The organism is Microbacterium sp. 22195, from assembly GCF_052056515.1.
Taxonomy (GTDB): domain Bacteria; phylum Actinomycetota; class Actinomycetes; order Actinomycetales; family Microbacteriaceae; genus Microbacterium.
The window spans coordinates 459326-484894 of sequence record NZ_JBQEPE010000001.1; the positions used below are offsets into that span (position 1 = coordinate 459326).

Annotated in this window: 22 protein-coding genes; 21 read left to right on the forward strand and 1 reads right to left on the reverse strand. The window is 70.7% G+C overall.

The genetic code is table 11. The features are described from left to right. Positions 1-3 precede the first annotated feature (3 nt). From ACTJJ4_RS02270 to ACTJJ4_RS02280, 3 genes are all read left to right on the forward strand, one after another. Positions 4-3273 carry a DEAD/DEAH box helicase gene (locus ACTJJ4_RS02270; RefSeq protein WP_440941832.1) on the forward strand — a complete coding sequence of 1090 codons (3270 nt, stop codon included), beginning with the start codon at positions 4-6 and terminating at the stop codon, positions 3271-3273. A 22-nt stretch (positions 3274-3295) separates the two neighbouring features. Next, a complete protein-coding gene (locus tag ACTJJ4_RS02275) occupies positions 3296-4384 on the forward strand; it encodes a DNA glycosylase AlkZ-like family protein (protein WP_440941833.1) in 1089 nt (362 codons plus the stop codon). A gap of 92 nt (positions 4385-4476) precedes the next feature. Beyond that, positions 4477-6048, forward strand: coding sequence for a Rieske 2Fe-2S domain-containing protein (locus ACTJJ4_RS02280; RefSeq protein ID WP_440941834.1), 1572 nt, complete (start codon positions 4477-4479; stop codon positions 6046-6048). On the opposite strand, the gene ACTJJ4_RS02285 is transcribed toward ACTJJ4_RS02280, so the two are convergent. Beyond that, positions 6020-6949 carry an NUDIX domain-containing protein gene (locus tag ACTJJ4_RS02285; protein ID WP_440941835.1) on the reverse strand — a complete coding sequence of 310 codons (930 nt, stop codon included), beginning with the start codon at positions 6947-6949 and terminating at the stop codon, positions 6020-6022. The two genes, ACTJJ4_RS02280 and ACTJJ4_RS02285, sit on opposite strands and share 29 nt — an antisense overlap. Positions 6950-7084: 135 nt before the next feature. Between ACTJJ4_RS02285 and pyrR the strand changes: the two genes are divergently transcribed. From pyrR to hisI, 18 genes are all read left to right on the forward strand, one after another. Beyond that, positions 7085-7615, forward strand: a complete 531-nt coding sequence (pyrR, locus tag ACTJJ4_RS02290) for a bifunctional pyr operon transcriptional regulator/uracil phosphoribosyltransferase PyrR (protein ID WP_440941836.1) — start codon at positions 7085-7087, stop codon at positions 7613-7615. Then, entirely contained in the window at positions 7612-8577 is a 966-nt protein-coding gene (locus ACTJJ4_RS02295) for an aspartate carbamoyltransferase catalytic subunit (protein WP_440941837.1), read from the forward strand. Before pyrR ends, ACTJJ4_RS02295 begins: the two co-directional genes overlap by 4 nt. Beyond that, on the forward strand, positions 8574-9872 hold the full coding sequence (locus ACTJJ4_RS02300; RefSeq protein ID WP_440941838.1) for a dihydroorotase: 1299 nt from the start codon (positions 8574-8576) through the stop codon (positions 9870-9872). Before ACTJJ4_RS02295 ends, ACTJJ4_RS02300 begins: the two co-directional genes overlap by 4 nt. Continuing rightward, positions 9869-10375 carry a PH-like domain-containing protein gene (locus ACTJJ4_RS02305; RefSeq protein WP_292703061.1) on the forward strand — a complete coding sequence of 169 codons (507 nt, stop codon included), beginning with the start codon at positions 9869-9871 and terminating at the stop codon, positions 10373-10375. The genes ACTJJ4_RS02300 and ACTJJ4_RS02305 overlap by 4 nt, the downstream gene beginning before the upstream one ends. After that, complete coding sequence (carA, locus tag ACTJJ4_RS02310) at positions 10372-11544, forward strand: glutamine-hydrolyzing carbamoyl-phosphate synthase small subunit (protein WP_440941839.1); 1173 nt, start codon at positions 10372-10374, stop codon at positions 11542-11544. The genes ACTJJ4_RS02305 and carA overlap by 4 nt, the downstream gene beginning before the upstream one ends. Further along, positions 11544-14831 carry a carbamoyl-phosphate synthase large subunit gene (gene carB, locus ACTJJ4_RS02315; RefSeq protein ID WP_440941840.1) on the forward strand — a complete coding sequence of 1096 codons (3288 nt, stop codon included), beginning with the start codon at positions 11544-11546 and terminating at the stop codon, positions 14829-14831. The genes carA and carB overlap by 1 nt, the downstream gene beginning before the upstream one ends. Beyond that, the gene (pyrF, locus tag ACTJJ4_RS02320) at positions 14828-15691 is read left to right on the forward strand and encodes an orotidine-5'-phosphate decarboxylase (protein WP_440941841.1); all 864 of its coding nucleotides are present in this window, start codon (positions 14828-14830) and stop codon (positions 15689-15691) included. The genes carB and pyrF overlap by 4 nt, the downstream gene beginning before the upstream one ends. Next, entirely contained in the window at positions 15684-16592 is a 909-nt protein-coding gene (gene gmk / locus ACTJJ4_RS02325) for a guanylate kinase (protein WP_440941842.1), read from the forward strand. Before pyrF ends, gmk begins: the two co-directional genes overlap by 8 nt. A gap of 77 nt (positions 16593-16669) precedes the next feature. After that, positions 16670-16924 (forward strand): DNA-directed RNA polymerase subunit omega, encoded by a 255-nt coding sequence (rpoZ, locus tag ACTJJ4_RS02330; protein WP_179410807.1) that lies wholly within the window; start codon positions 16670-16672, stop codon positions 16922-16924. A 126-nt stretch (positions 16925-17050) separates the two neighbouring features. Beyond that, complete coding sequence (gene metK / locus ACTJJ4_RS02335; RefSeq protein ID WP_440941843.1) at positions 17051-18247, forward strand: methionine adenosyltransferase; 1197 nt, start codon at positions 17051-17053, stop codon at positions 18245-18247. Between the two features lie 92 nt (positions 18248-18339). Then, on the forward strand, positions 18340-20253 hold the full coding sequence (locus ACTJJ4_RS02340; protein WP_440942806.1) for a primosomal protein N': 1914 nt from the start codon (positions 18340-18342) through the stop codon (positions 20251-20253). Between the two features lie 52 nt (positions 20254-20305). Beyond that, positions 20306-21226 carry a methionyl-tRNA formyltransferase gene (gene fmt / locus ACTJJ4_RS02345; protein ID WP_440941844.1) on the forward strand — a complete coding sequence of 307 codons (921 nt, stop codon included), beginning with the start codon at positions 20306-20308 and terminating at the stop codon, positions 21224-21226. After that, entirely contained in the window at positions 21223-22635 is a 1413-nt protein-coding gene (locus tag ACTJJ4_RS02350; RefSeq protein WP_440941845.1) for an RsmB/NOP family class I SAM-dependent RNA methyltransferase, read from the forward strand. Before fmt ends, ACTJJ4_RS02350 begins: the two co-directional genes overlap by 4 nt. 3 nt (positions 22636-22638) lie before the next feature. After that, positions 22639-23319: a ribulose-phosphate 3-epimerase gene (gene rpe / locus ACTJJ4_RS02355; RefSeq protein ID WP_440941846.1), complete on the forward strand. Its 681-nt coding sequence runs from the start codon at positions 22639-22641 to the stop codon at positions 23317-23319. Then, a complete protein-coding gene (locus tag ACTJJ4_RS02360; protein ID WP_285632201.1) occupies positions 23316-23579 on the forward strand; it encodes a phosphoribosyl-ATP diphosphatase in 264 nt (87 codons plus the stop codon). The genes rpe and ACTJJ4_RS02360 overlap by 4 nt, the downstream gene beginning before the upstream one ends. Positions 23580-23617: 38 nt before the next feature. Next, complete coding sequence (gene hisG / locus ACTJJ4_RS02365) at positions 23618-24460, forward strand: ATP phosphoribosyltransferase (protein ID WP_440941847.1); 843 nt, start codon at positions 23618-23620, stop codon at positions 24458-24460. Further along, the gene (gene hisF / locus ACTJJ4_RS02370) at positions 24460-25221 is read left to right on the forward strand and encodes an imidazole glycerol phosphate synthase subunit HisF (protein ID WP_440941848.1); all 762 of its coding nucleotides are present in this window, start codon (positions 24460-24462) and stop codon (positions 25219-25221) included. The genes hisG and hisF overlap by 1 nt, the downstream gene beginning before the upstream one ends. Then, positions 25218-25568: a phosphoribosyl-AMP cyclohydrolase gene (gene hisI, locus ACTJJ4_RS02375; RefSeq protein ID WP_440941849.1), complete on the forward strand. Its 351-nt coding sequence runs from the start codon at positions 25218-25220 to the stop codon at positions 25566-25568. The genes hisF and hisI overlap by 4 nt, the downstream gene beginning before the upstream one ends. Position 25569: the final 1 nt, after the last annotated feature.

Consider the following 25569-nt stretch of genomic DNA (forward strand, 5'->3'; position numbering starts at 1 on the left):
GAGATGAGCATTCCCCGGCCCAGTGCACAGCAGCTGCGCCGGCTCGCCGGTGACGGCGGCTATCAGCGCGGCCTGGACTACGCCCGCCGTGGCCACGTCGAGCGCACGTCGTGGGATGCTGCGACAGAGACGCTCACGGCCGATGTGTACGGCAGCGCGCCCGCGCCGTACCGATGCCGTATCCGCTTCAACGGCGGGGAGATCGCCGGCACCGCGTGCTCCTGTCCGCTGCAGCGCGGCTGCAAGCACGTGGTCGCGGCGATGCTCGTCGCGCCCGAGAAGGAGGCCCGCGAGCGGATCGCGGTCGAACGCCGACTGGACGCCCAGCGCGCCGCCTGGCGGCGGCTGGTGCCCGAGGCCGCTCCGGCTCGGCAGATCACGGCGCTCGCCCTGGGCGTCGAGTTGCGCGTGCGTCCGTCGAGGGCGCGGGACCGCTGGAGTTCCGCCCCCGCCCGCACCGCCACGCCGCGCGAGCTGACCCGCGAGCACGGCGAGGTGCAGCTGTCCGTGCGTCCGCTCATGCGCAGCGACTCCACCGGCAAGTGGATCCAGGGCGACGTCACCTGGGACGGCATCCGGCGCCCCGGCATCCGCTTCGATGCCGCGCAGTCACGCTGGTTCACCGACTTCCTCGCCATCGCGCGGGACTCGCTGCTCTCCGGCACGGCCTCCGACTGGATACCGCTGGACCGGGTCGAGTCGCCGCTGCTCTGGCAGCACCTCCGTTCGCTGCCGAGCCTCGGCATCCCCATGGTCGCGGCGCAGACGCACACCGCCGTCCGCCTCACCGACCACGCAACGGCGGGCATCCGCATCGACACCGACGAGGACGGAGGCCTGGTGGTCGACGCGGACATCCGCATCGACGAGCAGCCTGTGCCCGCAGCATCCGTCCGCCCGATCGGGACCACAGGCCTCTACCGCTGGGAGGTCGTGGGCGCCGACATCGAGGTGACGCTCGCGCCCGTGCACCTGAGCGCCCCCGTGCGCGCCGCCATCACGGCGGAGGAGCCCATCGAGGTGTCCGCCGAGGATCGCGACCTGTTCCTCGACGAGGCCTACCCCAGCATCGCACGACAGTCGACGATCACGGCCGCGAGCGGCCTGTCCCTCCCCGCACCGGTGCGGCCCGCGCCCGTGCTCCGCGTCAACTTCGGCTCGGCCGACCGGCTCGAGCACCGCTTCGAGTGGGAGTACGCGGGCCACGGCACCGTGCCGGTCGTCTCGGGCGAGCCGGTGCCCGCTGACCACGCCTTCCGCGACGCCGACGCCGAGCAGCGCGAGCTCCGCGAGCTGGAGCGCATCTGGGCATCCGCGACCGACACCCCGTTCGAACCACGGGCGGCGGTGATCGGCGTGCCCGCCGCCGAATGGGCGTCCACCGTCCTGCCCGCCTTCGAGGACAGCGACGTGCGCGTCGTCATCACCGGCAAGCGCAAGAAGTACCGCGAGCTCACCGGTGCCCCCGAGATCACGGTCTCCACCGTCGAGTCGACCGATCCGGACTGGTTCGATCTGGGGATCATCGTGAAGATCGACGGCGTCTCGATCCCGTTCACGCCCCTGTTCACCGCGCTGAGCATGCGGCGCACCAAGCTGATGCTCGTCGACGGCAGCTGGTTCTCCCTCGCGCATCCCGCCCTGCAGACGCTCCGCGAGCTCATCGACGAGGCGGCCGATCTCGCCGAGTGGGAGACCGGTCCGCGCATCAGCCGGCACCAGACCGCCCTGTGGGCGGACTTCGAGGACCTCGCTGACCAGTCCGAGTCGGCGGTGTCATGGCGCGCGCTGGCCGAGGGGCTTCGCGACGTGCAGAACGTGCCGCCCGCACCCGTGCCCGAGGGGCTGAACGCGCAGCTCCGTCCGTACCAGAAGCAGGGGTTCGACTGGCTGGCGTTCCTCTGGGGGCACAGCCTCGGCGGTGTGCTCGCCGATGACATGGGCCTCGGCAAGACGCTGCAGCTGCTCGCGCTGATCGCGCACGCGCGAGAGGCGGGGGAGACGCGCCCGTTCCTGGTGATCGCCCCGACCTCCGTTCTCGGAACCTGGCGCAGCGAGGCGGCCCGGTTCGTGCCGGGCCTGCGGATGCGGATCATCGAGGGCACCGCGTCGCGCCGGGACGAGCGCATCGCCGACGCCGTGGAGCAGGCCGACGTCGTCGTCACCTCGTACACGCTGCTGCGTCTGGATGACAGCGAGTACGCGGATGTCGAATGGGCAGGCGTCATCCTGGACGAGGCGCAGTTCGCGAAGAATCCCGCGACGAAGGCGCACAAGGCCATCGCGGCGCTGCGCGCCCGGGTCAAGATCGCCGTGACCGGAACCCCGCTGGAGAACAGCCTCACTGATCTCTGGGCGCTGTTCTCGCTCACCGCCCCCGGGCTGTTCCCGTCGGCACGGCGGTTCCGCGAGGAGTACGTGCAGCCCATCGAGAAGGGCAAGGTCCCCGACAACGAGGAGGGCGGCGACTACCGGCAGCGCCGGCTGGAGCGTCTGCGACGACGCATCCGCCCGCTCATGCTGCGCCGCACCAAGGAGCTCGTTGCCGCGGAGCTGCCCGAGAAGCAGGTGCAGGAGGTGTTCGTCGAGCTCTCGCCCGCGCACCGCGCCCGTTACGACGCCGTGCTGCAGCGCGAACGGCAGAAGCTGCTCGGCCTGCTCGCGGACCTCGACCGCAACCGCTTCATCGTCTTCCGCTCGCTGACCATGCTGCGGATGCTGGCCCTGGCACCGGGCCTGATCGATGAGGCGGATGCCGGAATCCCCTCCAGCAAGCTGGACGTGCTGCTCGAGCACGTCCAGGAGCTGCAGGCGGAGGGGCACAGGGCGCTGGTGTTCAGCCAGTTCACGAGCTTCCTCGACCTCGCTGCGGAGCGCCTCACCGCCGCAGGCATCGCGTATGTGCACCTGGACGGCTCCACGCGCAACCGCACCGAGGTCATCGACGGCTTCAAGGACGGCGAGCAGCCGGTGTTCCTCATCAGCCTCAAGGCGGGCGGATTCGGACTCACGCTCACCGAGGCCGACTACGTGTTCCTCCTCGACCCCTGGTGGAATCCCGCGGCCGAGGCGCAGGCCATCGACCGCACGCACCGCATCGGTCAGACGCGCCGGGTGTTCGTCTACCGGCTGATCGCCTCGGGCACGATCGAGGAGAAGGTCCTTGCGCTGCAGCAGCGCAAGGCGCGCCTGTTCACCGCGGTGATGGACGACGACGAGCTGTTCTCGAAGGCGCTCACGGCCGATGACATCCGGGGTCTTCTGGAGACCTGACCGGCGGCCTAGGCTCTGAGCGATGACTTCGCATGAGCTGACTCTCGAGCAGGCGCGGCGCATCGTGGTGCGCGCGACGCTGCTCGACGCCGACCGCCCCGGCGACGTGGTCGAGGTCGCCGAGCAGATCGGGCAGATCAAGATCGACCCCACAGCGGTGATCGCGCCCTGCGAGCACACGGTGCTCTGGTCGCGGATCGGCTGGTCGTACGAGCCCGGTCAGCTGAAGAAGGCGGTCGAGCAGGACCGGCTGCTGTTCGAGTTCGACGGCGCCTTCCGGCCGGTGTCCCTGCTGCCCGCCATCCGGGCAGGCATGCGCGATCCGGCGGTGCGGGAGAGTGCCGTCGAATGGCTCGCGGTGAACGACGGCTTCCGGCGTGAGGTGCTCGCCCGCCTCCGCGCGGAGGGACCGATGACGGCATCCGAGATCCCCGACACCGCACAGGTGTCGAAGGCGCCGGACGGGTGGTACGGCGCGAACCAGGTGCCGATCATGCTCGACCTGCTCTCCCGTCACGGCGAAGTGGGCATCGTCGGCCGAGTCGGACGCAACCGCATCTGGGATGTCGCCGAGCGCGCCTTCCCGCAGGACCTGCCGGAGCTCGAGCCGATGGAGGCGACGGCGGAGCTGCAGCGCCGGTGCCTGCAGGCGGAGGGCCTCGCGCGCCCGCACCACTGGTGGAGCGGCGTCGGCAAGGACACCGGCGAGCCGGCTCGCGTCGAGGGGACCAGGATGCGGTTCCGGGTGGATCCCGACGCACTGCGGGCGCTCGACGAGCCCGATCCCGGCGGCCGGGTCGCCTTCCTCAACCCCTATGACCGCCTGCTGTTCGACCGGAGGAGGCTCATCGAGCTGTTCGGCTTCACCTATGTGCTGGAGCAGTTCAAACCCAAGCCACAGCGCGTGTACGGCTACTTCGCGCATCCGATCCTGTTCGGCGACCGCTTCATCGGGATGCTGGATGCCGAGCACGACCGCGAGCGGGAGGTGCTCCGCGTGAACGCGATCCACGAGTTCGACGAGTGGGGTTCGGACGAGCGCGAACTCGTGCGCCTCGAGCTGGGCGAGCTGGCGGATTGGCTGGGCGTGCCGTTGACCGGACTGGACTGACGGCGCGCCCGGCGCGCTTTCTCCCGGCCGGTCACCGCTGCGGCACAGGAGCCCGCCGGTAGAATCGAGGCTGCCCAAGCACGAGGAGAGACATGCGGATCACGGGACTCGGCCACGCCGGGATGTTCATCGAGACTGTCGGCGGAAACATCATCTGCGACCCTGTGCTCGGACCGTCCTTCTTCGGCTCGTGGTTCCCGTTCCCGGACAATCGCGGTCTCGACTGGGAGCGATACGGCCGTGAGGCCGACTTCCTGTACATCTCGCACCGGCACCGCGACCACTTCGACCCGCGCCTGCTGGAGAAGTACATCCGCAAGGACATCGAGGTTCTGCTGCCCGAGTACGTCACCGATGATCTCGAGAACGACATCCGGGCGCTCGGGTACGAGAACATCTTCTACGCTCCCGCCGGCGAGATCTTCGAGCGGGGCGGCACCAGGATCATGATCACGCCGCTGCGCGCCCCCAGCGACGGGCCGATCGGCGATTCCTCCCTGAGCGTCGACGACGGCACGGCATCCATCCTCAACCAGAACGACTCGCACCCCCTCGATCTGGAGGCGCTGCTGTCGTTCGGCAAGCCCGAGGCGTACTTCACGCAGGTCTCCGGTGCCATCTGGTGGCCGATGGTCTACGACCTGCCCCAGGACGCCAAGCAGAACTTCGCGCGCCTGAAGCGCGAGGCGCAGAACAAGCGCGCCATGTACTACATCGAGAAGGTCGACGCCCCGCACGTCTTCCCGATGGCGGGCCCGCCGATGTTCCTGCGCGACGACATCTTCCGCTACAACGGAACCGGTCAGGACGACGATTCGATCTTCACGGATCAGAAGGAGTTCCTCGCTCATCTGAAGGAGCAGGCGCCGCAGTACGACGGACAGCTCTTCATCCCCGGCACGGTCGTGGATCTGAACGGCGGCGAGCTGAACGTCTCGCAGAGCCTCTACTCGGATGCCGAGATCAGCCACATCTTCGACGAGAAGTGGCAGTACCTCGAGGAGCAGCGCGCCTCGCGGCAGCAGGAGCTCCGCGACGAGGAGGCGCGACGGGCTGAGATCATCCCGCCCGCCGAAATGCTCGCTGCGATCAAGGAGTGGTGGGAGCCGCTCATCAAGAAGTCCCGCACCATCCGCCTGGGCGTCGGCGGCAACGTGCGGTTCAGGATCGGCGAGCTGGACATGGTCGTCGACTTCCCCAAGGCCAAGGTGCGCGAGTACGCGGGGGAGGAGTGCATCTACTGGTACACGCTCCCCGCCGACCTGGTCTCGACGAACATCGTCGATCACGAGATCGACTGGTCGAACTCGATCTTCCTCTCTATGCAGTTCTCGGTGGGCCGCAGCGGCAAGTTCAACGAGTTCCTCACCACGTTCCTCAAGTGCCTGTCAGTGGACCGCATCGAGTACGTGGAGAACTGGTACCAGGAGCAGACCGACCAGACCGAGGACGCCGAGATCGGCGACTGGGTCGTGCAGCGCCGCTGCCCGCACCTGCGGGCGGATCTGACCCGCACCGGCAAGATCGACGAGGACGGCGTGCTCACCTGCAGCATGCACGACTGGAAGTGGGACCTGAAGACGGGCAAGTGCCTGACCACCACCGGTCACCCGATCCGGGTCTCGCAGTGCCCCCTCACCGACGAGGCGCTGCGCGCCGGCTGAGCAGTCGCTCCTTGAGCTCGGTCGGCCGGAGGTCGAGGAGCGGGAGCTCGTCGGCGCCGACGTGCTCGATGTCGTAGCTCCCGCGGGCCGGATCGTCGAACTCCGGCCCGCAGCGCAGGGACGGATCCATGCTGACCAGTCGCACGCGGTGGTAGATCTCGGAGCGGATGCCGTCGATCGGCCGCTCGAAGAGCACAGGACCGATGTCCGCCTCAGCGCCGAGCTCCTCGCGCAGTTCGCGCCGCAGCGCGTCATCCCGTGAGGCGTCCGTCAGGGCGACCCCGCCTCCCGGTGCCGTCCAGTACGGCTCCGCTCCCGGTCGCGTCCGCTTGATCAGGACGTGCCGACCCTCGGCGTCCGTGAGCACGGCGCGCACCCGCAGGAGCGGGAGGGCGAGCTCGACCACGTCCGGAAGGCGCAGCGCCTCCCAGAACGCGACGGCTTCGTCGCCCGGGGCGATCAGCCCCTGATCCACCATCCAGGCCGTCAGCACCATCCCGTGCGTTCCGATGACGAGGTGCTCCGCCACGTGCGCGAGCAGCCCGTCATGGAAGCGGCGCGCAGCCGCTTCCGGCGTCTCCCAGCTCCGGTGCCGCCGATCCAGGCGACCCGCGACCCACGCCCGTCGCGCTTCACGGAATCCGTCGTGCACGCGCTCCTCGCGGTCGACCTCGCGGAAGCGGATGTCGGTCATCATCGTCTCGAGCGGCGAGCCCATCGCCAGCGCGGTGGTCTGACGTGCCTTCAGCTCCGGGCTGGACAGGGCACGCGTCGACGGTGCGGAGGCGATGTGCAGCGCGCCCGCCGCCGCGACGCCCGCCGCGCTCAGCCGCCACTCCGCAGGCATGACCCCTGACTCGACCTCCGGTATCGCGTGGCGGAGGAACGTGATGCGGGCCATGCGGCTCAGCTTAGGCGGGGCGCGACGAGACGCCTGTGGTCGCCGGTATACCAACGACGGACGAGGCGAATCGCTAGACTCGAACCATCACCCAACCTTTAAGCCCGTCCTGTGAGGCGGAGAAGGGAGAGGCAGATGGCCGCACGGACAGTGCTGCAAGAAGCCGATATCGCGCGTGCGCTGACGCGCATCGCCCATGAGATCCTCGAATCCAACCGCGGCGCCGAAGGACTGGTCCTTCTCGGCATTCCGACCCGCGGGGTGACGCTCGCCGATCGGCTCGGCCCCATCATCGCCGGCATCGCCGACACCGAGATCCCGGTCGGCTCCATCGACATCACGCTGTACCGGGACGATCTGTCCAAGCACCCGACCCGTGCGCCCAAGCGCACCGAGATCCCCGAGGGCGGCATCGACGGCAAGACGGTCGTGCTGGTGGACGACGTCCTCTTCTCCGGGCGCAGCATCCGCGCCGCGCTCGACGCGATCCAGTCCATCGGACGTCCGTCGGTCGTCCGTCTGGCGATCCTCGTGGACCGCGGTCATCGCGAGCTGCCGATCCGCCCCGACTTCGTGGGCAAGAACATCCCGTCCTCGCGCACGGAGCGCGTGAACGTCCGCCTCAAGGAGCTCGACGGCGCCGATGAGGTGACGATCGAATCATGAGGCACCTGCTCGACACCCGCAGTCTCGACCGGGACGAGGCGCTGCGCGTCCTCGACGTGGCCGAGGACATGGCCGAGACCCAGTCCCGGCAGATCAAGAAGCTTCCGACCCTGCTCGGCAAGACGGTCGTGAACCTCTTCTTCGAGGACTCCACGCGCACCCGCATCTCGTTCGAGGCCGCTGCCAAGCGACTCTCCGCGGACGTGATCAACTTCTCCGCCAAGGGATCCAGCGTCTCCAAGGGCGAGAGCCTGAAGGACACCGCGCAGACCCTGGAGGCGATGGGAGCAGACGCCGTGGTGATCCGCCACTCGGCATCCGGCGCCCCCCGCACGCTCGCCACCAGCGGCTGGATCTCCGCCGGCGTCGTGAACGCCGGCGACGGAACGCACGAGCACCCCACGCAGGCTCTTCTGGACGCGTTCACGATCCGCAAGCGCCGGTACGGCGCCGACAGCCGCGGCCGCGACCTGAGCGGGCTCCGCGTCGTCATCGTGGGCGACGTGCTGCACTCGCGGGTCGCGCGCTCCAACGTCTGGCTGCTGTCGACCCTGGGCGCCGAGGTGACGCTGGTCACACCGCCGACGCTCGTGCCGCAGAACGTCTCGCAGTGGCCGGTGCGCGTGCTCTACGACCTGGATCAGGCGCTGGCAGAGGGTCCGGATGCCGTCATGATGCTCCGCATCCAGGTGGAGCGCATGCACGCGGCGTTCTTCCCGACCGAGCGCGAGTACTCCCGGCTGTGGGGCCTCGACGCACTGCGGGCCGCGACGCTGCCCGAGAGTAGCATCGTGATGCACCCCGGCCCCATGAACCGCGGTCTGGAGATCTCCTCCGAGGCCGCAGACTCCGCACGCTCGACCGTGCTGGAGCAGGTCACCAACGGCGTCTCGGTGCGCATGGCCGTGCTCTACCTGCTGCTGGCGGGGGAGCGCATCGACGAACGAGGAGAAGCGAAGTGAACCGGAACCTCGTCATCACCGGAGCCCAGCTGCTCGGTGGCGGCAGCGCCGACATCGCGATCGAGGATGGCGTCATCGTCGAGATCGGTGCCGGCCTCACCCGCAGCGGTGCGCGCGTCATCGATGCTGCCGGCCTCGTCGCCCTGCCCGGACTGGTCGACCTGCACACGCACCTCCGCGAGCCCGGTTTCGAGGCATCCGAGACCGTGCTGACGGGCACCCAGGCGGCCGCCGCGGGCGGATTCACCGCCGTTTTCGCCATGCCGAACACCCAGCCCGTGGCCGACACGGCCGGCGTGGTCGAGCAGGAGCTCGCCCTCGGCGAGGCCGCCGGCTACGCCACGGTGCAGCCGATCGGCGCCGTCACCGTCGGGCAGAAGGGCGAGCGTCTTGCCGAGCTCGGGGCGATGGCCGGATCCCGCGCTCGCGTCCGGGTCTTCAGCGACGACGGCTTCTGCGTCTGGGACCCGCTGATCATGCGTCGCGCGCTCGAGTACGTCAAGGCGTTCGACGGCGTCATCGCGCAGCACGCCCAGGACCCGCGCCTGACCGACGGCGCCCAGATGAACGAGGGCATCGTCTCCGCAGAGCTGGGCCTGGCCGGATGGCCGGCGGTCGCCGAGGAGTCGATCATCGCCCGTGACGTGCTGCTCGCCGAGCACGTCGGCTCGCGGCTGCACGTCTGCCACCTGTCCACGGCGGGCTCGGTCGACATCATCCGGTGGGCCAAGAAGCGCGGCATCCGCGTCACCGCCGAGGTCACGCCGCACCACCTGCTGCTGACCGACGAGCTGGTCCGCGACTACGACGCGCGATACAAGGTCAACCCGCCGCTGCGCACCGCCGAGGACGTCACCGCCGTCCGCGAGGGCCTGGCGGACGGCACGATCGACATCGTCGCCACCGACCACGCCCCCCACCCGGCCGAGAACAAGGCCTGCGAGTGGCAGGTCGCCGCCAACGGCATGGTCGGGCTGGAGAGCGCGCTCCGCGTCGTGCACCAGTCGATGGTCGCCACCGGGATGCTGGACTGGGCCGACGTCGCTCGCGTCATGAGCTCGGCGCCCGCGGGCATCGGACAGCTCCAGGGGTTCGGCTCGCTGGAGGTCGGCGCTCCGGCGCACGTCACCCTCTACGACCCGAGCGTCCCCGGTGTGTTCACCGAGGCCGACCTGCACGGACGCAGCCACAACTCGCCGTACCTCGGTCGCGAACTTCCCGGGCGCGTGCAGTGGACGGTCCACGGCGGCGTCGTGACGGTGGACGACGGGCAGCTCGTGCGGGAGCTGGTATGACCCGTGAAGGGGCAGTGCTGATCACGATCGCCGTCGCGCTCGTGATCCTCGCCGCGATGTTCCTCGCCTGGCGACGACGCATCAGCCGGGACTCCGCGCTGACCGCGCCCCTCGGAGTCCCGGAGCACGCTGACGTGATCGATCGCCACGAAGTCCTGTACGTCGCGACGACCGTCCACGATCAGCCCCTGGAGCGCATCGCGATGAAGGCGCTGACGTACCGCGCCCGTGGCGAGCTCGTGCTCACCGACAGGGGAGTGGCGCTCAGCCTGGACGGATCTCCCACCGTCTTCATCGCATCCGAACGGCTGCTCGCAGCCGACCTCGCGACGGTCGCCATCGACCGCGTCGTCGAGCCGAACGGCCTGATCCGCCTCGTCTGGCGGGTCGCCGAGGGCACCATCGTAGATTCCTTCCTGCGTCCCGCATCCGTCGGGCCGCAGCAGATCCTCCCGCAGCTGCAGCGCCTGAGCGCCGGCTCCGAGAACGGAGAGCAGTCTTGACCATTCCCACCACCGGGGCGCCGTCCCCGCTGACGTCCGCCGTGCTCGTCCTCGAGGACGGCACCCGCTTCACCGGCCGCGCCTACGGCGCCGTCGGCACCACCCTGGGCGAGGTCGTCTTCGCCACCGGCATGACCGGCTACCAGGAGACCCTCACCGACCCGTCGTACGCCGGCCAGATCGTGCTTCAGACCGCGCCGCACATCGGCAACACCGGCATGAACCGCGAGGACGACGAGTCCGCGCGCATCTGGGTCGCCGGCTACATCGTGCGCGACCCCGCGCGCCGTGTGTCCAACTGGCGCGCCGAGGAGTCGCTCGACGACGTGCTGGTGCGCGACGGCATCGTCGGCATCAGCGGCATCGACACCCGGGCGCTCACCCGGCGCATCCGCGACACCGGGTCCATGCGCGGCGGGATCTTCTCCGGCCCCGACGCCGACCTGGATGCCGAGGAGCAGCTGCGTCGCGTCACCGACGCCCCGCAGATGGCCGGCCAGAACCTCTCCGCAGAGGTCTCGGTCAGCGAGCCCACCGTGATCCCCGCCGAGGGCGAGCGCATCGGCAACCTCGCGGTGCTCGACCTGGGTGTCAAGCAGTCCACGCTCGACAACCTCGCCCGCCTCGGATTCGACGTGCACGTCCTGCCGCAGTCGGCGAGCTTCGCCGACATCCAGGCCGTCGACCCGGTCGGAGTGTTCTACTCGAACGGCCCCGGAGACCCCTCGGCATCCGACAGCCAGGTCGCCGTGCTGCGGCAGGTTCTCGACGCGAAGCTGCCGTACTTCGGCATCTGCTTCGGCAACCAGCTGTTCGGGCGCGCCCTGGGGCTCGGCACCTACAAGCTCACCTTCGGCCACCGCGGCATCAACCAGCCGGTGCTCGACCGGGCGACCGGCCGGGTCGAGATCACCGCGCACAACCACGGATTCGCCGTCGAGGCGCCCCTGGACGGCACCTTCGCCAGCCCCAACGGGTACGGCACCGTCGAGGTCAGCCACGTCGGTCTGAACGACCAGGTGGTCGAGGGACTGCGTGCCCACGACATCCCCGCCTTCTCCGTGCAGTACCACCCCGAGGCGGCCGCAGGCCCCCACGACGCCCACTACCTCTTCGCCAGGTTCCGCGACCTGGTCCTCGCAGACATCGCCGGAAAGGACGCTGAGTAATGCCGAAGCGCGACGACATCACATCCGTTCTGGTCATCGGCTCCGGCCCGATCGTGATCGGCCAGGCCTGCGAGTTCGACTACTCCGGCACCCAGGCGTGCCGGGTGCTGCGCGAGGAGGGCGTGCGCGTCATCCTGGTGAACTCCAACCCGGCCACCATCATGACCGACCCCGACTTCGCCGACGCCACCTACATCGAGCCGATCACCCCCGAGGTGATCGAGACGATCATCGCGAAGGAGAAGCCCGACGCGATCCTGCCGACCCTCGGCGGGCAGACCGCGCTGAACGCCGCCATGGCGCTGCACGAGCGCGGCATCCTGGAGAAGTACGACGTCGAGCTGATCGGCGCGAAGGTCGACGCCATCCGGAAGGGCGAGGACCGCCAGATCTTCAAGGAGCTCGTGATCGAGGCCGGCGCGGACGTCGCCAAGTCGGTCATCTGCCACACCATGGACGAGCTGCTCGCCGGTGCGGCCGAGCTCGGCTACCCGCTGGTGGTCCGTCCCTCCTTCACCATGGGCGGCCTGGGCTCCGGCTTCGCGTTCGACGAGGCGGACCTGCGCCGCATCGGCGGCGCCGGCCTGCATGACTCGCCCACCACCGAGGTGCTGCTGGAGGAGTCGATCCTGGGCTGGAAGGAGTACGAGCTCGAGCTCATGCGCGACACGGCCGACAACACGGTCGTGGTCTGCTCCATCGAGAACGTCGACCCGGTCGGCGTGCACACCGGCGACTCGATCACGGTCGCGCCGGCGCTCACCCTCACCGACCGCGAGTACCAGAAGATGCGCGACATCTCTATCGACATCATCCGCGCCGTGGGCGTGGACACCGGCGGCTGCAACATCCAGTTCGCGGTCGACCCGACCAACGGGCGCATCATCGTCATCGAGATGAACCCGCGCGTCTCGCGCTCATCGGCCCTGGCTTCGAAGGCCACCGGCTTCCCGATCGCCAAGCTCGCCGCCAAGCTCGCGCTCGGCTACCGCCTCGACGAGATCCCGAACGACATCACCGGCGTGACGCCCGCCAGCTTCGAGCCCACGCTCGACTACGTGGTCGTCAAAGTGCCGCGCTTCGCGTTCGAGAAGTTCCCCGCCGCGGACGCCACCCTCACCACCACCATGAAGTCGGTGGGCGAGGCCATGGCCATCGGCCGCAACTACACGACCGCGCTGCAGAAGGCGCTGCGCTCTCTCGAGCAGCGCGGCTCGTCGTTCCACTGGGGCCCCGAAGATCGCTCGGTCGAGGAGCTGCTGGAGATCGCGAAGACCCCCACCGACGGCCGGATCGTCGTGCTGCAGCAGGCGCTGCGCAAGGGCGCCACGATCGAGCAGGCGTTCGACGCCACGGCGATGGACCCCTGGTTCCTCGACCAGATCGTGCTGATCAACGAGGTCGCCGAGACCGTCGCACAGGCGGCGGAGCTGGACGCCGCCACCCTGCGGCACGCCAAGGAGCACGGCTTCTCGGATGCCCAGATCGCGCAGCTCCGCGGCATCAGCGAGCCCGAGGTGCGCGGCATCCGTCACGCCCTGGGCCTGCGCCCGGTCTACAAGACCGTGGACACCTGCGCGGGCGAGTTCCCCGCGCTCACGCCGTACCACTACTCGAGCTACGACTTCGAGACCGAGGTGGCGCCGTCCGAGCGCACCAAGGTGGTCATCATCGGCTCCGGACCGAACCGCATCGGGCAAGGCGTCGAGTTCGACTACTCCTGCGTGCACGCGTCGTTCGCCCTGTCGGATGCCGGATACGAGACCGTCATGGTCAACTGCAACCCCGAGACCGTGTCCACCGACTACGACACCTCGGACCGGCTGTACTTCGAGCCGCTCACGCTCGAGGACGTGCTCGAGGTGCTCGACGCCGAGGCGCAGAGCGGGACGATCCTGGGCGTGGTGTGCCAGCTCGGCGGCCAGACGCCGCTGGGCCTGGCCAAGGGCATCGAGGCTGCGGGCTACACGGTGCTGGGCACCAGCCCCGCCGCGATCGACCTCGCCGAGGAGCGGGAGCTGTTCTCCCGGCTGCTGGACGATGCGGGCCTGGTCGCGCCGCGCAACGGCACGGCGATCGACGTCGACGGCGCGGTGCGCATCGCCGAGGAGATCGGCTACCCGGTGCTGGTGCGCCCGAGCTTCGTGCTCGGCGGCCGCGGCATGGAGATCGTCTACGACACGGCATCCCTGCGCGACTACTTCGTCCGCACCGCGGGCAACGTCGTCATCGAGGAGGGCAAGCCCCTGCTGGTGGATCGCTTCCTCGACGACGCGATCGAGCTGGACGTCGACGCGCTGTACGACGGCACCGACCTGTACATCGGCGGGATCATGGAGCACCTCGAGGAGGCCGGCATCCACTCCGGCGACTCGAGCTGCACCCTGCCGCCGATCTCGCTCGGTCGCACGCAGATCGAGCGGGTGCGGGCGGCGACGCTCGCGATCGCCGAGGGCGTGGGCGTCCGCGGCCTGCTGAACGTGCAGTTCGCGATCAGCGCCGGCGTGCTCTACGTCATCGAGGCGAACCCGCGCGCCAGCCGCACGGTGCCGTTCGTCTCCAAGGCGCTGGGCGTGCCGATGGCGAAGGCCGCCAGCCGCGTGATGGCGGGGGCGAGCATCGCCGAACTCATCGCGGAGGGGATGCTTCCCGCGCAGGACGGTTCGAGCGTGCCGCTGGGCGCCCCGATCGCCGTGAAGGAGGCGGTGCTGCCGTTCAAGCGCTTCCGCACGCACGACGGCAAGGTCGTCGACTCGGTGCTCGGCCCGGAGATGCGCTCCACCGGCGAGGTGATGGGCATCGCGGCCGATTTCCCGACCGCGTTCGCCAAGAGCCAGGCCGCCGCGTACGGCGGGATGCCCACCTCGGGCACCGTGTTCATCTCGGTGGCCGACTCGGACAAGCGCGACGTCATCCTGCCCGCCCACCGTCTCGCGCAGCTGGGCTTCTCGCTGGTGGCCACCGAGGGCACCGCCGAGATCCTTTCCCGCAACGGCATCCAGGTCGCCCTCGCGGCCAAGTACAGCGAGACGCAGGGGAACGGTGAGCGCAACATCGTCGATCTGATCAACGACGGCGAGATCGACATCATCGTCAACACGCCCAGCGGAGGCGCGGCCCGCGCCGACGGCTACGAGATCCGCGCGGCCGCGGTCGCGGCGGACAAGGCGCTGTTCACCACGATGGCGGTGCTCGGCGCGGCCGTCAGCGGCATGGACGCGGCGAACGAGGGCTTCTCGGTGCGCAGCCTGCAGGAGTACGAGCTGGATCGGCAGGCCGCCGAGTGAGCACTCCCTTCGGAACGCGCCTGCGTGCGGCTCTCGACGCGTACGGCCCGCTGTGCGTGGGCATCGACCCGCACGCGGCGCTCCTGGAGCAGTGGGGGCTGACGCAGGACGCGGACGGTCTGCGCGCGTTCGGTCTGGCGGTGGTCGAGGCCGCCGCCGGCCGGGCGGGCGTCGTCAAGCCGCAGGTGGCGTTCTTCGAGCGCTTCGGCTCGAAGGGCTTCGCCGCCCTCGAAGAGGTGATCGCGGCCGCACGCGCGGCCGGCCTGATCGTGCTGTCCGACGCCAAGCGCGGCGACATCGGCTCGACGATGGCCGGCTACGCGTCGGCATGGCTCGAGCCGGGCTCGCCCCTGGAATCGGACGCCGTGACCATCAGCCCGTATCTGGGCCCGGACTCCCTGCGCGAGACCATCACGACGGCCGTGCGCGCGGACAAGGGCGTGTTCGTCCTGGCGGCGACCAGCAACCCCGAAGCCGCCTCGCTGCAGACCGCGCGCACCGTGGACGTCGCCTCCGAGGAGGACCAGACGGTCGCCAGGAGGGTGGCGAGGGACGTGGCCTGGGCCAACGGATCGCCGGCGTTCGAGGGCGGTCTCGGGCCGGTCGGTCTCGTGATCGGCGCCACCGTCGACCGTGACGAGGTGGGCCTCGGCGACGAGGTCCTCGGCGGCACGCCGATCCTCGCCCCCGGGTTCGGAGCGCAGGGCGCCACGCCAGAGGATCTGATCACCCGTTTCGGGGCGACGGCGGGACAGGTGCTCGCGAGCGAGAGCCGCAGCATCCTCGGCGCCGGCCCCGCAGGCATCGCGGCCGTCATCAGTGAGCGCGCCGCGCGATATCAGGAGGTTCTCCGTGGCTGAAGGTCGAGTCGTCCCCGAGGTGGATCGTGCCGCCGCATCGCGACGTGCACTGCAGCGTCGGCGTGCGCGGGCCGCGCTGAAGCGGGACCTCACGACCCGGGTGACCGCGCCGCAGGACGTCCTGCGGCGCGCGGTCGAGGATGCCGAATCGGATGCCGCGACCCTGCGCATCACCGACTTCCTGATGGCGCTGCCCGCCATCGGGGCCGGCAAGCGCGACCGGATCCTCGAGGAGCTGCACATCTCGCCGGTGAAGCGCCTGGGCGGTCTCGGCGTTCGCCAGCTCGCCGCGCTGTCGGAGTGGCTGGACCGGCGCTTCCCGCCGCACACCGCTCGTCCGGGTCGCAGCCGGCTGCTCGTGCTGGCGGGCCCGACCGCCGTGGGCAAGGGCACGGTCGCCGCGCAGATCCGCGAGCAGTACCCGGAGATCCACCTCTCGGTGTCGGCGACCACGCGGGCGCCGCGCCCGGGGGAGGTCGACGGCGTGCACTACTTCTTCGTCGACGACGCGGAGTTCGACCGCATGATCGCCGACGGGCGGCTCCTCGAGCACGCCACGGTGCACAACAAGTACCGGTACGGCACGCCCCGCGGGCCCGTGGATGAGGCTCTGGCCGCCGGGAGGACCGTGCTGCTGGAGATCGACCTGCAGGGCGCCAGGCAGGTGCGGGCGGCGGAGCCCTCGGCGTCGCTGGTGTTCCTGCTGCCGCCGTCCTGGGACGAGCTGGTGAACCGGCTGGTCGGCCGGGGGACCGAGGACGCCGAGGAGCGCGCCCGGCGGCTGCGCACCGCGCGCACCGAACTGGCGGCGCAGAACGAGTTCGATTACCTCGTCGTGAACGCCGACGTCGCCACCGCGGCGCGAGAGGTCGTAGAATTGTCCACGGGCTCTTCGCGCTGAACGCTCGCGCGCGCCCGAAACCGACTTCGCGACACGTCGTCATCCGACGACAGCGTCGCCCGACCAGGAGGTCCACCATGGCTGGAACCAACCAGGGAATCATCGACCCGCCCATCGACAACCTTCTCGAGCGCGTCGAGTCGAAGTACGAGCTCGTGATCTACGCGTCCAAGCGCGCCCGTCAGATCAACGACTACTACTCCGACCTCCACGAGGGGAACCTCTTCGACAACGTGGGCCCGCTGGTGGACTCGTCCGTCGAGGACAAGCCGCTCACGATCGCGCTGCACGAGATCAACGAGGACAAGCTCCGGATCCGTCACGCCGAGTGACACTCCGCACCCTGTGAGCCGCCGACGTCCACACCCGGATGTCGGCGGCTTCCTGCACACTGGGCCTGCAACACACGCGGGTGAGCCGAACCCGACCCGCCCCGATCTTCCCGCTTTGGAGAACCGATGAGCGCGCTGCGCCTGTTCACGTCCGAATCCGTCACCGAGGGGCACCCCGACAAGATCTGCGATCAGATCTCCGACAGCGTGCTCGACGGGCTGCTCTCCGTCGACCGCGGCTCCCGCGTCGCCGTGGAGACGCTCGTGACGACGGGCCTCGTGCACGTCGCGGGTGAGATCCGCACCGACGGATACGTCGACATCCCCACCATCGTCCGCGACGTGGTCAACGGCATCGGCTACACCTCCAGCGACACGGGCTTCGACGGTTCGTCCTGCGGCGTCACCGTCTCGGTGGGGGAGCAGTCGACGGACATCGCCAACGGCGTCGACAACGCGCAGGAGCGCCGCGACGGCGGCTCCACCGACCCGCGCGACGAGCTCGGCGCCGGCGACCAGGGCATCATGTTCGGCTTCGCGACGAACGAGACACCGCAGCTCATGCCGATGGCGGCCTGGACCGCGCATCGCATCGCCGAGCGTCTCACCGAGGTGCGCCGCTCGGGCGAGCTGGCGTTCCTGCGCCCCGACGGCAAGACCCAGGTCACGCTCGGCTACGACGGCTACACCCCCAAGACGGTCGACGCCGTCGTGCTCTCCACGCAGCACCACCCGGACATCGCGCAGGACGAGCTGCAGGCGCTCGTTCGCGAGAAGGTCATCGACCCCGTGCTCGCGCAGACCGGACTCGACCTCGCTCCCGATCTGAAGTACTACATCAACCCGGCCGGCCCGTTCGTCACCGGTGGTCCCAAGGGTGATGCGGGCCTGACCGGCCGCAAGATCATCATCGACACCTACGGCGGCGCCGCCAGGCACGGCGGCGGAGCGTTCAGCGGCAAGGACCCGTCCAAGGTCGACCGCTCGGGCGCCTACGCGATGCGCTGGGTCGCCAAGAACGTCGTCGCGGCCGGCCTCGCCGAGCGCGCGGAGGTGCAGGTCGCCTATGCGATCGGCGTGGCTCGCCCGGTGGGCCTGTACGTCGAGACCTTCGGCACCGGCACAGTGTCGGACGACGTGATCACGAGCGCGATCGAGTCGGTGTTCGACTTGCGCCCGCAGGCGATCATCGAGGAGCTGGATCTGCTGCGCCCGATCTACGCCAAGACCGCCGCGTACGGGCACTTCGGCCGTGAGCTGCCCGAGTTCACCTGGGAGCGCACCGACCGCGCCGACGAGCTGCGTCGCGCCGCCGGCGTCTGAGGGACGCCGTGTCCACGGTGCCCGAGGCGACGCCGACCGAGGCGACATCCGTAGACACCGGGCGGTCGGGGGACGCTCGGCGGATCGCGCGGGTGCTGATCGACTCGCCGCTGCCTCAGCTGGACCGGCTGTTCGACTACGCCCTCCCGAAGGACGTCGGCGAGGTCGGTCCCGGCATGCGGGTCAAGGCGCCGCTGCGCACCGCGGGTCGCGTGATCGACGGCTACATCGTCGAGCTCGACGTGGAGCCGGATGCCACCCGCACGCTGTCCGAGATCGAGAGCGTCGTCTCGACCGTCGAGGTCATGCCCGAGAGACTGTACCGGCTCGCCCGCAAGGCCGCCGACCGCGCAGCCGGTTCCGCCTCCGACATCCTGCGTCTCGCGATCCCCAAGCGGCAGGTGCGGGTCGAGAAGTCCTGGCAGGAGCCGGAACCGTGCGCCCCGCCGAGCAGCGACGCCGTGGACCGCGCCCGTGCCGTCACGGCGGCGTACGACGGTCTCGATGCGGTGCTCTCCGGCTCGGGCCGCGCCGCTGTCGAGGCGATCCCGGTGCTGCAGGACGACCTCCCCGGGTGGGCGCTGCTGCTGGCGTCGGCCGCCGCTCTGCAGCTCGCGGAGGGCCGTTCGAGCGTGCTGGTCGTACCGGACTACCGCGACCAGGAGCTGCTGCTCTCCGCGCTGGCGACGCTGGTCGGCGAGGATGCAGTGGTGCGGCACGATGCGCGCCAGACGAACCCCGACCGCTACCGCGCGTTCCTGCGCACGCTCGGGGGCGCTCCGTGCGTGGTGGTGGGCAACCGCTCCGCGGTGTACTCGCCCGTGCAGGCGGGGCTCGTCGCCATCTGGGACGACGGCGACCCGCTCCTGGCGGAACCGCTCGCACCCTACGTGCACGCCAGGGATGCCGCGCTCGTCAGGCAGGAGGAGGAGGGGAGCGCCCTGCTGATCGTCGGGCACACCCGCTCCACGGATGCCGAGCGGCTCGTGCAGCACGGATGGCTTCAGGACGTCACCGCCGTGCGGCGCGTGATCCCGCAGGTGCGCCTGAGCACACCGCAGGAGCTCGAGCAGACCGGTCAGCGGGTGCCCTCCAGCGCCTTCGCGACTGCGCGCGCTGCCGCGGCCGAAGGACCGGTGCTGGTGCAGGTGGCCCGGCCCGGGTTCGCGCCGACACTGGTGTGCGCGACCTGCCGCGCTCCCGCCCGCTGCGCGCACTGCGGCGGCCCCCTCGGCGCCCGCCGGCGCGGCGCGGTGCCCGTGTGCGGGTGGTGCGGGCGCTCCGCCAACTCCTGGCGCTGCGGGAACTGCTCCTCGGACCAGGTGCGCCTGGCCTCGTCCGGTACCGAGCGCACCGCGGACGAGCTCGGCCGCGCGTTCCCTGGCGTGCGCGTGATCGTCTCCGACGGCTCTCACCCCGTGCAGCACGTGGATGCCAGACCCGCACTCGTCGTCGCGACCCGCGGCGCCGAGCCGCTGGCATCAGGCGGCTACCGGGCCGTGATCCTGCTGGACGGGGCGCGGATGCTGCAGGCGCCTGAACTGCGCATCGCCGAGTCCTGCCTGCGCTGGTGGGCCAACGCGGCCTCTCTCGCAGCGCCGGGCGCTCCCATCCACCTCGTCGGCGTGGACGGGCCCGTCGCGCGCGCTCTGGCGACCTGGTCACCCGCTGCGTACGCCCGCAGCGAGCTGGAGGCGCGGCTCCCGCTGCGCATGCCGCCCACCACGCGCGTCGCACAGCTCGAAGGGCTCCCGGCATCCGTGCGCACCGCGCTGGACGCACTGGCGCAGATCGGCATCGCCGGGGAGGCCGTGCTCGGTCCGCTCCCGGTCGGCGACGACGGCAGGGTGCGGGCGCTGGTGCGCTTCGCCTACGCCGCCGGGCAGAGCGTGGCGAGCACGCTGCGCGCCGCCGTCATCGCGGATGCCGCGCAGAGCAGGCGCCCGCGCGGACGTCCCCGGGTGTCGCTCTCGGTCCACCTCGATATCCTCGAACCGGAGATCTGATCGGCATCCGATCACCTCGATCCGTCACCGACCTTCCCACCGGAGAACCTTCATGCGCCTCGTCTTCGCAGGCACCCCCGCCGTCGCCGTCCCCACGCTGCGCGCCCTCGCCTCACACCACGAGATCGCCGGCGTCGTCACCCGACCGGACGCGCCACTCGGCCGCAAGCGCGTCCTCACGCCGTCACCCGTCGCCGCAGCCGCCGAAGAGCTGGGGCTGACGGTCATCAAGGCCGCCCGGCTCGACGACGACGCCACGGCACGGATCACCGCGCTGGATGCGGATCTGGGCGTGATCGTCGCCTTTGGCGGCATCGTGCGCGAGCCGCTCCTGTCGGCTCCGGCGCACGGCTGGATCAACCTGCACTTCTCGCTGCTGCCGGCGTGGCGCGGCGCGGCCCCCGTGCAGCGCGCTCTGATCGCCGGCGACGCCCGACTGGGCGTGAGCGTGTTCCAGCTGGTGCCGGCGCTCGATGCCGGTGACGTGTTCGCGATGCGCACGGTCGAGATCCCCTCGGACGCGACCGCCGACGCGGCGCTCGGGATCCTCGCGGAGGATGGGGCGGGCCTCACCGCCGACGTGGTCGCCGGCATCGCCGACGGGAGCGCCGTGGCCGTCCCGCAGCAGGGCGAGTCCAGCCTCGCCCCGAAGCTCGCGCTCGAGGACGGATACCTGGACTGGTCGCAGCCGTTGTCGGCTGTGTTCTCGCGTTACCGCGGAGTCACCCCTGAGCCGGGCGCGCACACGACCGTCGACGGCGCACGGCTGAAGATCCTCTCCGCGGCTCCCGCTGCCGATGGCACCGCACTCGCTCCCGGCGAGATCCAGGGCACCAAGGCGGCCGTCCTCATCGGCACGGCCGACGGCGCGCTCGAGGTCACGCGCGTGCAGCCGGCGGGCAAGGGCGCCATGAACGCTGCCGACTGGTGGCGCGGGCTGCGCGCCGATCAGTCGGTGAGGGCCGGATCATGAGCGGCGCTCAGCGCGACGCGGGTTCGCCGCGCAAGCGCGGCATCCAGCCCGCCCGGTGGGTCGCCTATGACGTGCTGCGCGCCGTGTCCGACGACGACGCCTACGCCAACCTGCTGCTGCCCAGGCTCATCGTGGAGGCGCAGCTGGACGGGCAGGATGCCGCGCTGGCCACCGAACTCGCCTACGGCACGCTCCGGCGGCGCGGGACCTACGACGCGATCATCGCCGAGGCCGCCGGCCGCCCGGTGGCCGACATCGATCCGGCGGTGCTCGACGCTCTCAGGCTCGCCACGCATCAGCTTCTCGCGACCCGGGTGGCACCGCATGCTGCGGTCAACGAGTCGGTGAACCTCGTCGCCTCCGAAGTGGGCCGCGGGGCGTCGGGCTTCGCGAACGCCGTGCTGCGCCGCATCAGTCGCGATGACGCCGAGACCTGGCAGGAGCGCATCGAGGCCGGCGCCCGCTCGGATGACGAGCGGCTGTCCCTGCGCACGGCGCACCCGGTGTGGGTCATCCGCGCGCTGCGCCGCTCGCTGGCGGCCGAGGGACGTGCCGACGAGCTGGAGACCCTGCTCGCTGCGGACAACGTCTCGCCCGAGGTCACGCTCGTCGCGCTGCCCGGGCTGGCGGAGCGCGGACAGCCCGCCCGGCCCTACGCGCCGACGGCGTTCGGCTCGCCCGGCGGCGATCCCCGTGATGCGATCGGAGATGCCCACGGCACCATCCGCGTGCAGGACGAGGGATCGCAGCTCGTCGCACTGGCCCTCGCTGCGGCCGCGCCGGTGCGCGCGGGGGAGCGCTGGCTGGACCTGTGCTCCGGGCCCGGCGGCAAGACCGCTCTGCTCGCCGCCATCGCCCACCGTGACGGAGCGCACCTCGAGGCGAACGAGGTGGTGCACGCGCGCGCCGGCCTGGTGCGCAACGCCGTCCGCCCCCTGCCGATCGACGTGCCCGTGCACGAGCAGGACGGCCGGGAGTTCGCGGCGCAGCATCCGGGGGCGTTCGACCGCATCCTCGTCGATGCGCCCTGCACGGGCCTGGGCGCCCTGCGCCGCCGCCCCGAGGCGCGCTGGCGCAAGTCGCCGGCCGACGTCGCCGAGCTGGTCGAGCTGCAGACGCAGCTGCTGGACGTCGCGATCGGGGCGCTGGCGCCCGGCGGGATCGTCGCCTATGTGACCTGCTCACCGCACCTGGCGGAGACCACCGGCGTCGTGAGCGAGGTCCTCCGCCGACGGGATGACGTCGCCCAGCTCGATGCCCAGGCCGTCATGAACGAGGTGTCCGAGGTGCCGATCGACCTCGCCCCGAACCCCGACGGCACCACCCGGCACGTGCAGCTCTGGCCGCACCGGCACGGCACCGACGCCATGTTCCTCGCGCTGCTGCAGCGCACCGCCCAGGAAGGATGAGCCATGAGCCTCCCGGAAGCACCCCGCATCAACCCCAGCATCCTCGCCGCCGACTTCGTCAACATGCAGGCGGACCTCGCCAGGATCGCGACCGCCGACTTCGCCCATGTCGACGTGATGGACAACCATTTCGTGCCGAACCTCACGTTCGGGCCGCAGATGGTGGAGCGCATCCAGGCGACCAGTCCCATCCCGCTCGACGTGCACCTGATGATCACCGACCCCGACCGCTGGGCGCCCGGCTACGCGGAGCTGGGCGCCGCGAGCGTCACCTTCCACCTCGAGGCCGCCGCCGATCCGGTGGCCCTCGCGCGCCGGCTCCGGTCGATCGGCTCGCGCGCCGGCGTCGCCATCAAGCCCGGCACGGCAGGGGAGTCCCTGTACGAGATCCTCGACGAGTTCGACCAGATCCTGGTGATGACCGTCGAGCCCGGTTTCGGCGGCCAGGGCTTCATGGCCGAGACCATGCCCAAGCTGCGCGCGCTGCGTCAGGAGGCCACACGTCGCGGCTCGGACGTCTGGCTGCAGGTCGACGGCGGCATCTCCGAGTCCACGATCGCCCAGGCCGCCGGGGCAGGGGCCGACACCTTCGTCGCGGGGTCCGCCGTGTACGGCGCCGAGGACGCCGCTGCGGCCGTCACCCGGCTCCGGGAGCTCGCGCGAGCGGCTAGCCTGGAATCGTGAAGACATTCGACGAGCTGTTCGCCGAGCTCCAGCACACCGCCGAGACCCGTCCGGAAGGATCGGGCACGGTCGCGCAGCTGGACCGCGGCGTGCATGCGATCGGCAAGAAGATCGTCGAGGAGGCCGCCGAGGTGTGGATGGCCGCGGAGTACGAGAGCGACGAGAACGCGGCTGAGGAGATCTCCCAGCTGCTCTACCACCTGCAGGTGATGATGCTCGCCAAGGGGCTGAGCCTGGAGGACGTCTACCGACATCTGTGAGCGTGCTCCCCTCCGACCGCTCGAACAGAAGGACATCCATGCTGCGTATCGCCGTTCCGAACAAGGGCTCGCTCTCCGAGACAGCCGCCGAGATGCTCGCGGAGGCCGGGTACGCCGGCCGCCGCGACCCCAAGACCCTGCACGTCGTCGACGCCGACAGCGACGTCGAATTCTTCTACCTCCGCCCCCGCGACATCGCGACCTACGTGGCATCCGGCGCCCTCGACGTGGGGATCACCGGACGCGACCTGCTGCGTGACGTGCGCCAGGACGACGCGCGTGAGATCGAGCAGCTGGGCTTCGCCCGCTCGACCTTCCGGTTCGCCGCGCCTCCCGGGAAGTACTCGACCATCCAGGATCTGGAGGGCGTCCGCGTGGCGTCCGCCTACCCGGGCCTGGTGGACGACTTCCTGCGCGAGCACGGCGTGAACGCCGTGCTCGTCCCGCTGGACGGCGCCGTCGAGTCAGCGGTGCGGCTCGGCGTCGCCGATGTGATCGCGGATGTCGTCGAGACCGGCACCACCCTGCGCCAGGCGGGCCTGGAGATCTTCGGCCCTGTGATCATCGAGTCCGAGGCCGTGCTGATCAGCAGGCCGGGAGACGTGCCTGGCACCGCGCGCCTGCTGCGCCGCCTCCGCGGCGTCATGGTCGCCCGGCGCTTCGTGCTGCTGGACTACGACCTGCCCGCGCACCTGGTCGATCAGGCCACGGCCATCGCCGGCGGCCGCGAGTCGCCGACGATCTCGCCGCTGCGCGACCCGGAGTGGGTCGCCGTGCGCGTCATGATCCCGCGCAAGGGCATGAACCAGGTGATGGACGACCTGTACGCTCTTGGCGCCCGGGCCATCCTCGTCACCGCGATCCACGCCGCGAGGCTCTGATGACGCTCGCCGCACGCGTCATCCCGTGCCTCGACGTGGCCGCCGGCCGCGTGGTCAAGGGCGTGAACTTCAAGGATCTGCGCGACATGGGCGATCCGGTGGAGCTGGCCGCGCATTACGCGGCGCAGGGCGCCGACGAGATCACCTTCCTCGACGTCACCGCCACGGTCGATGACCGCTCCACCACATTCGACGTCGTGCAGCGCACGGCCGAGCAGGTGTTCGTGCCGCTCACCGTGGGCGGGGGAGTGCGCAGCGTCGAGGACGTGGCGCGACTGCTCGCGGTCGGTGCGGACAAGGTCGGCGTGAACTCGGCCGCCATCGCGCGTCCGGAGCTGATCGACGAGATCGCCGACCGCTTCGGCGCACAGGTGCTGGTGCTCTCGCTCGACATCAAGCGCGCCACGACCACGGAGTCGGGCTTCGTCGTGACCACGCACGGCGGACGCGCCGAGACCACGTTGGACGCCCTGGACTGGGCGCGCGAGGCCATCGAGCGGGGCGCCGGGGAGCTGCTGGTGAACTCCATCGACGCCGACGGCACGAAGGACGGATTCGACCTGGAGCTCGTCCGCCTCATGCGCGAGGTCTCCTCGGTGCCGGTGATCGCCTCCGGCGGCGCGGGCACGGCCGCGCACTTCCCGCCGGCGATCGAGGCGGGAGCGGATGCCGTGCTCGCCGCGAGCGTGTTCCACAGCGGACAGCTGACGGTCGGCGATGTGAAGGACGCACTGCGCGCCGACGGGGTGGTGGTGCGATGACGACGCTCGACGCGGATGTCTCGAAGGTCGCCTGGAACGCCGACGGGCTCGCCCCCGTGGTGGTGCAGCAGTTCGACACGCTCGAGGTCCTGATGCTGGCGTGGATGGATGCCGAGGCGCTGCGGCGCACGCTCACCGGCGGCCGGGCGGTGTACTGGTCGCGGTCGCGGCAGGAGTACTGGCGCAAGGGCGACACCTCGGGCAACACGCAGAAGGTGCACGCCGTAGCCGTGGACTGCGACGGCGACACGATCCTGCTCACGGTCGACCAGCACGGACCCGCCTGCCACACCGGCACGCGCACCTGCTTCGACGGTCGCGGACTGACCGTCCCAGAGAGCGAGTGAG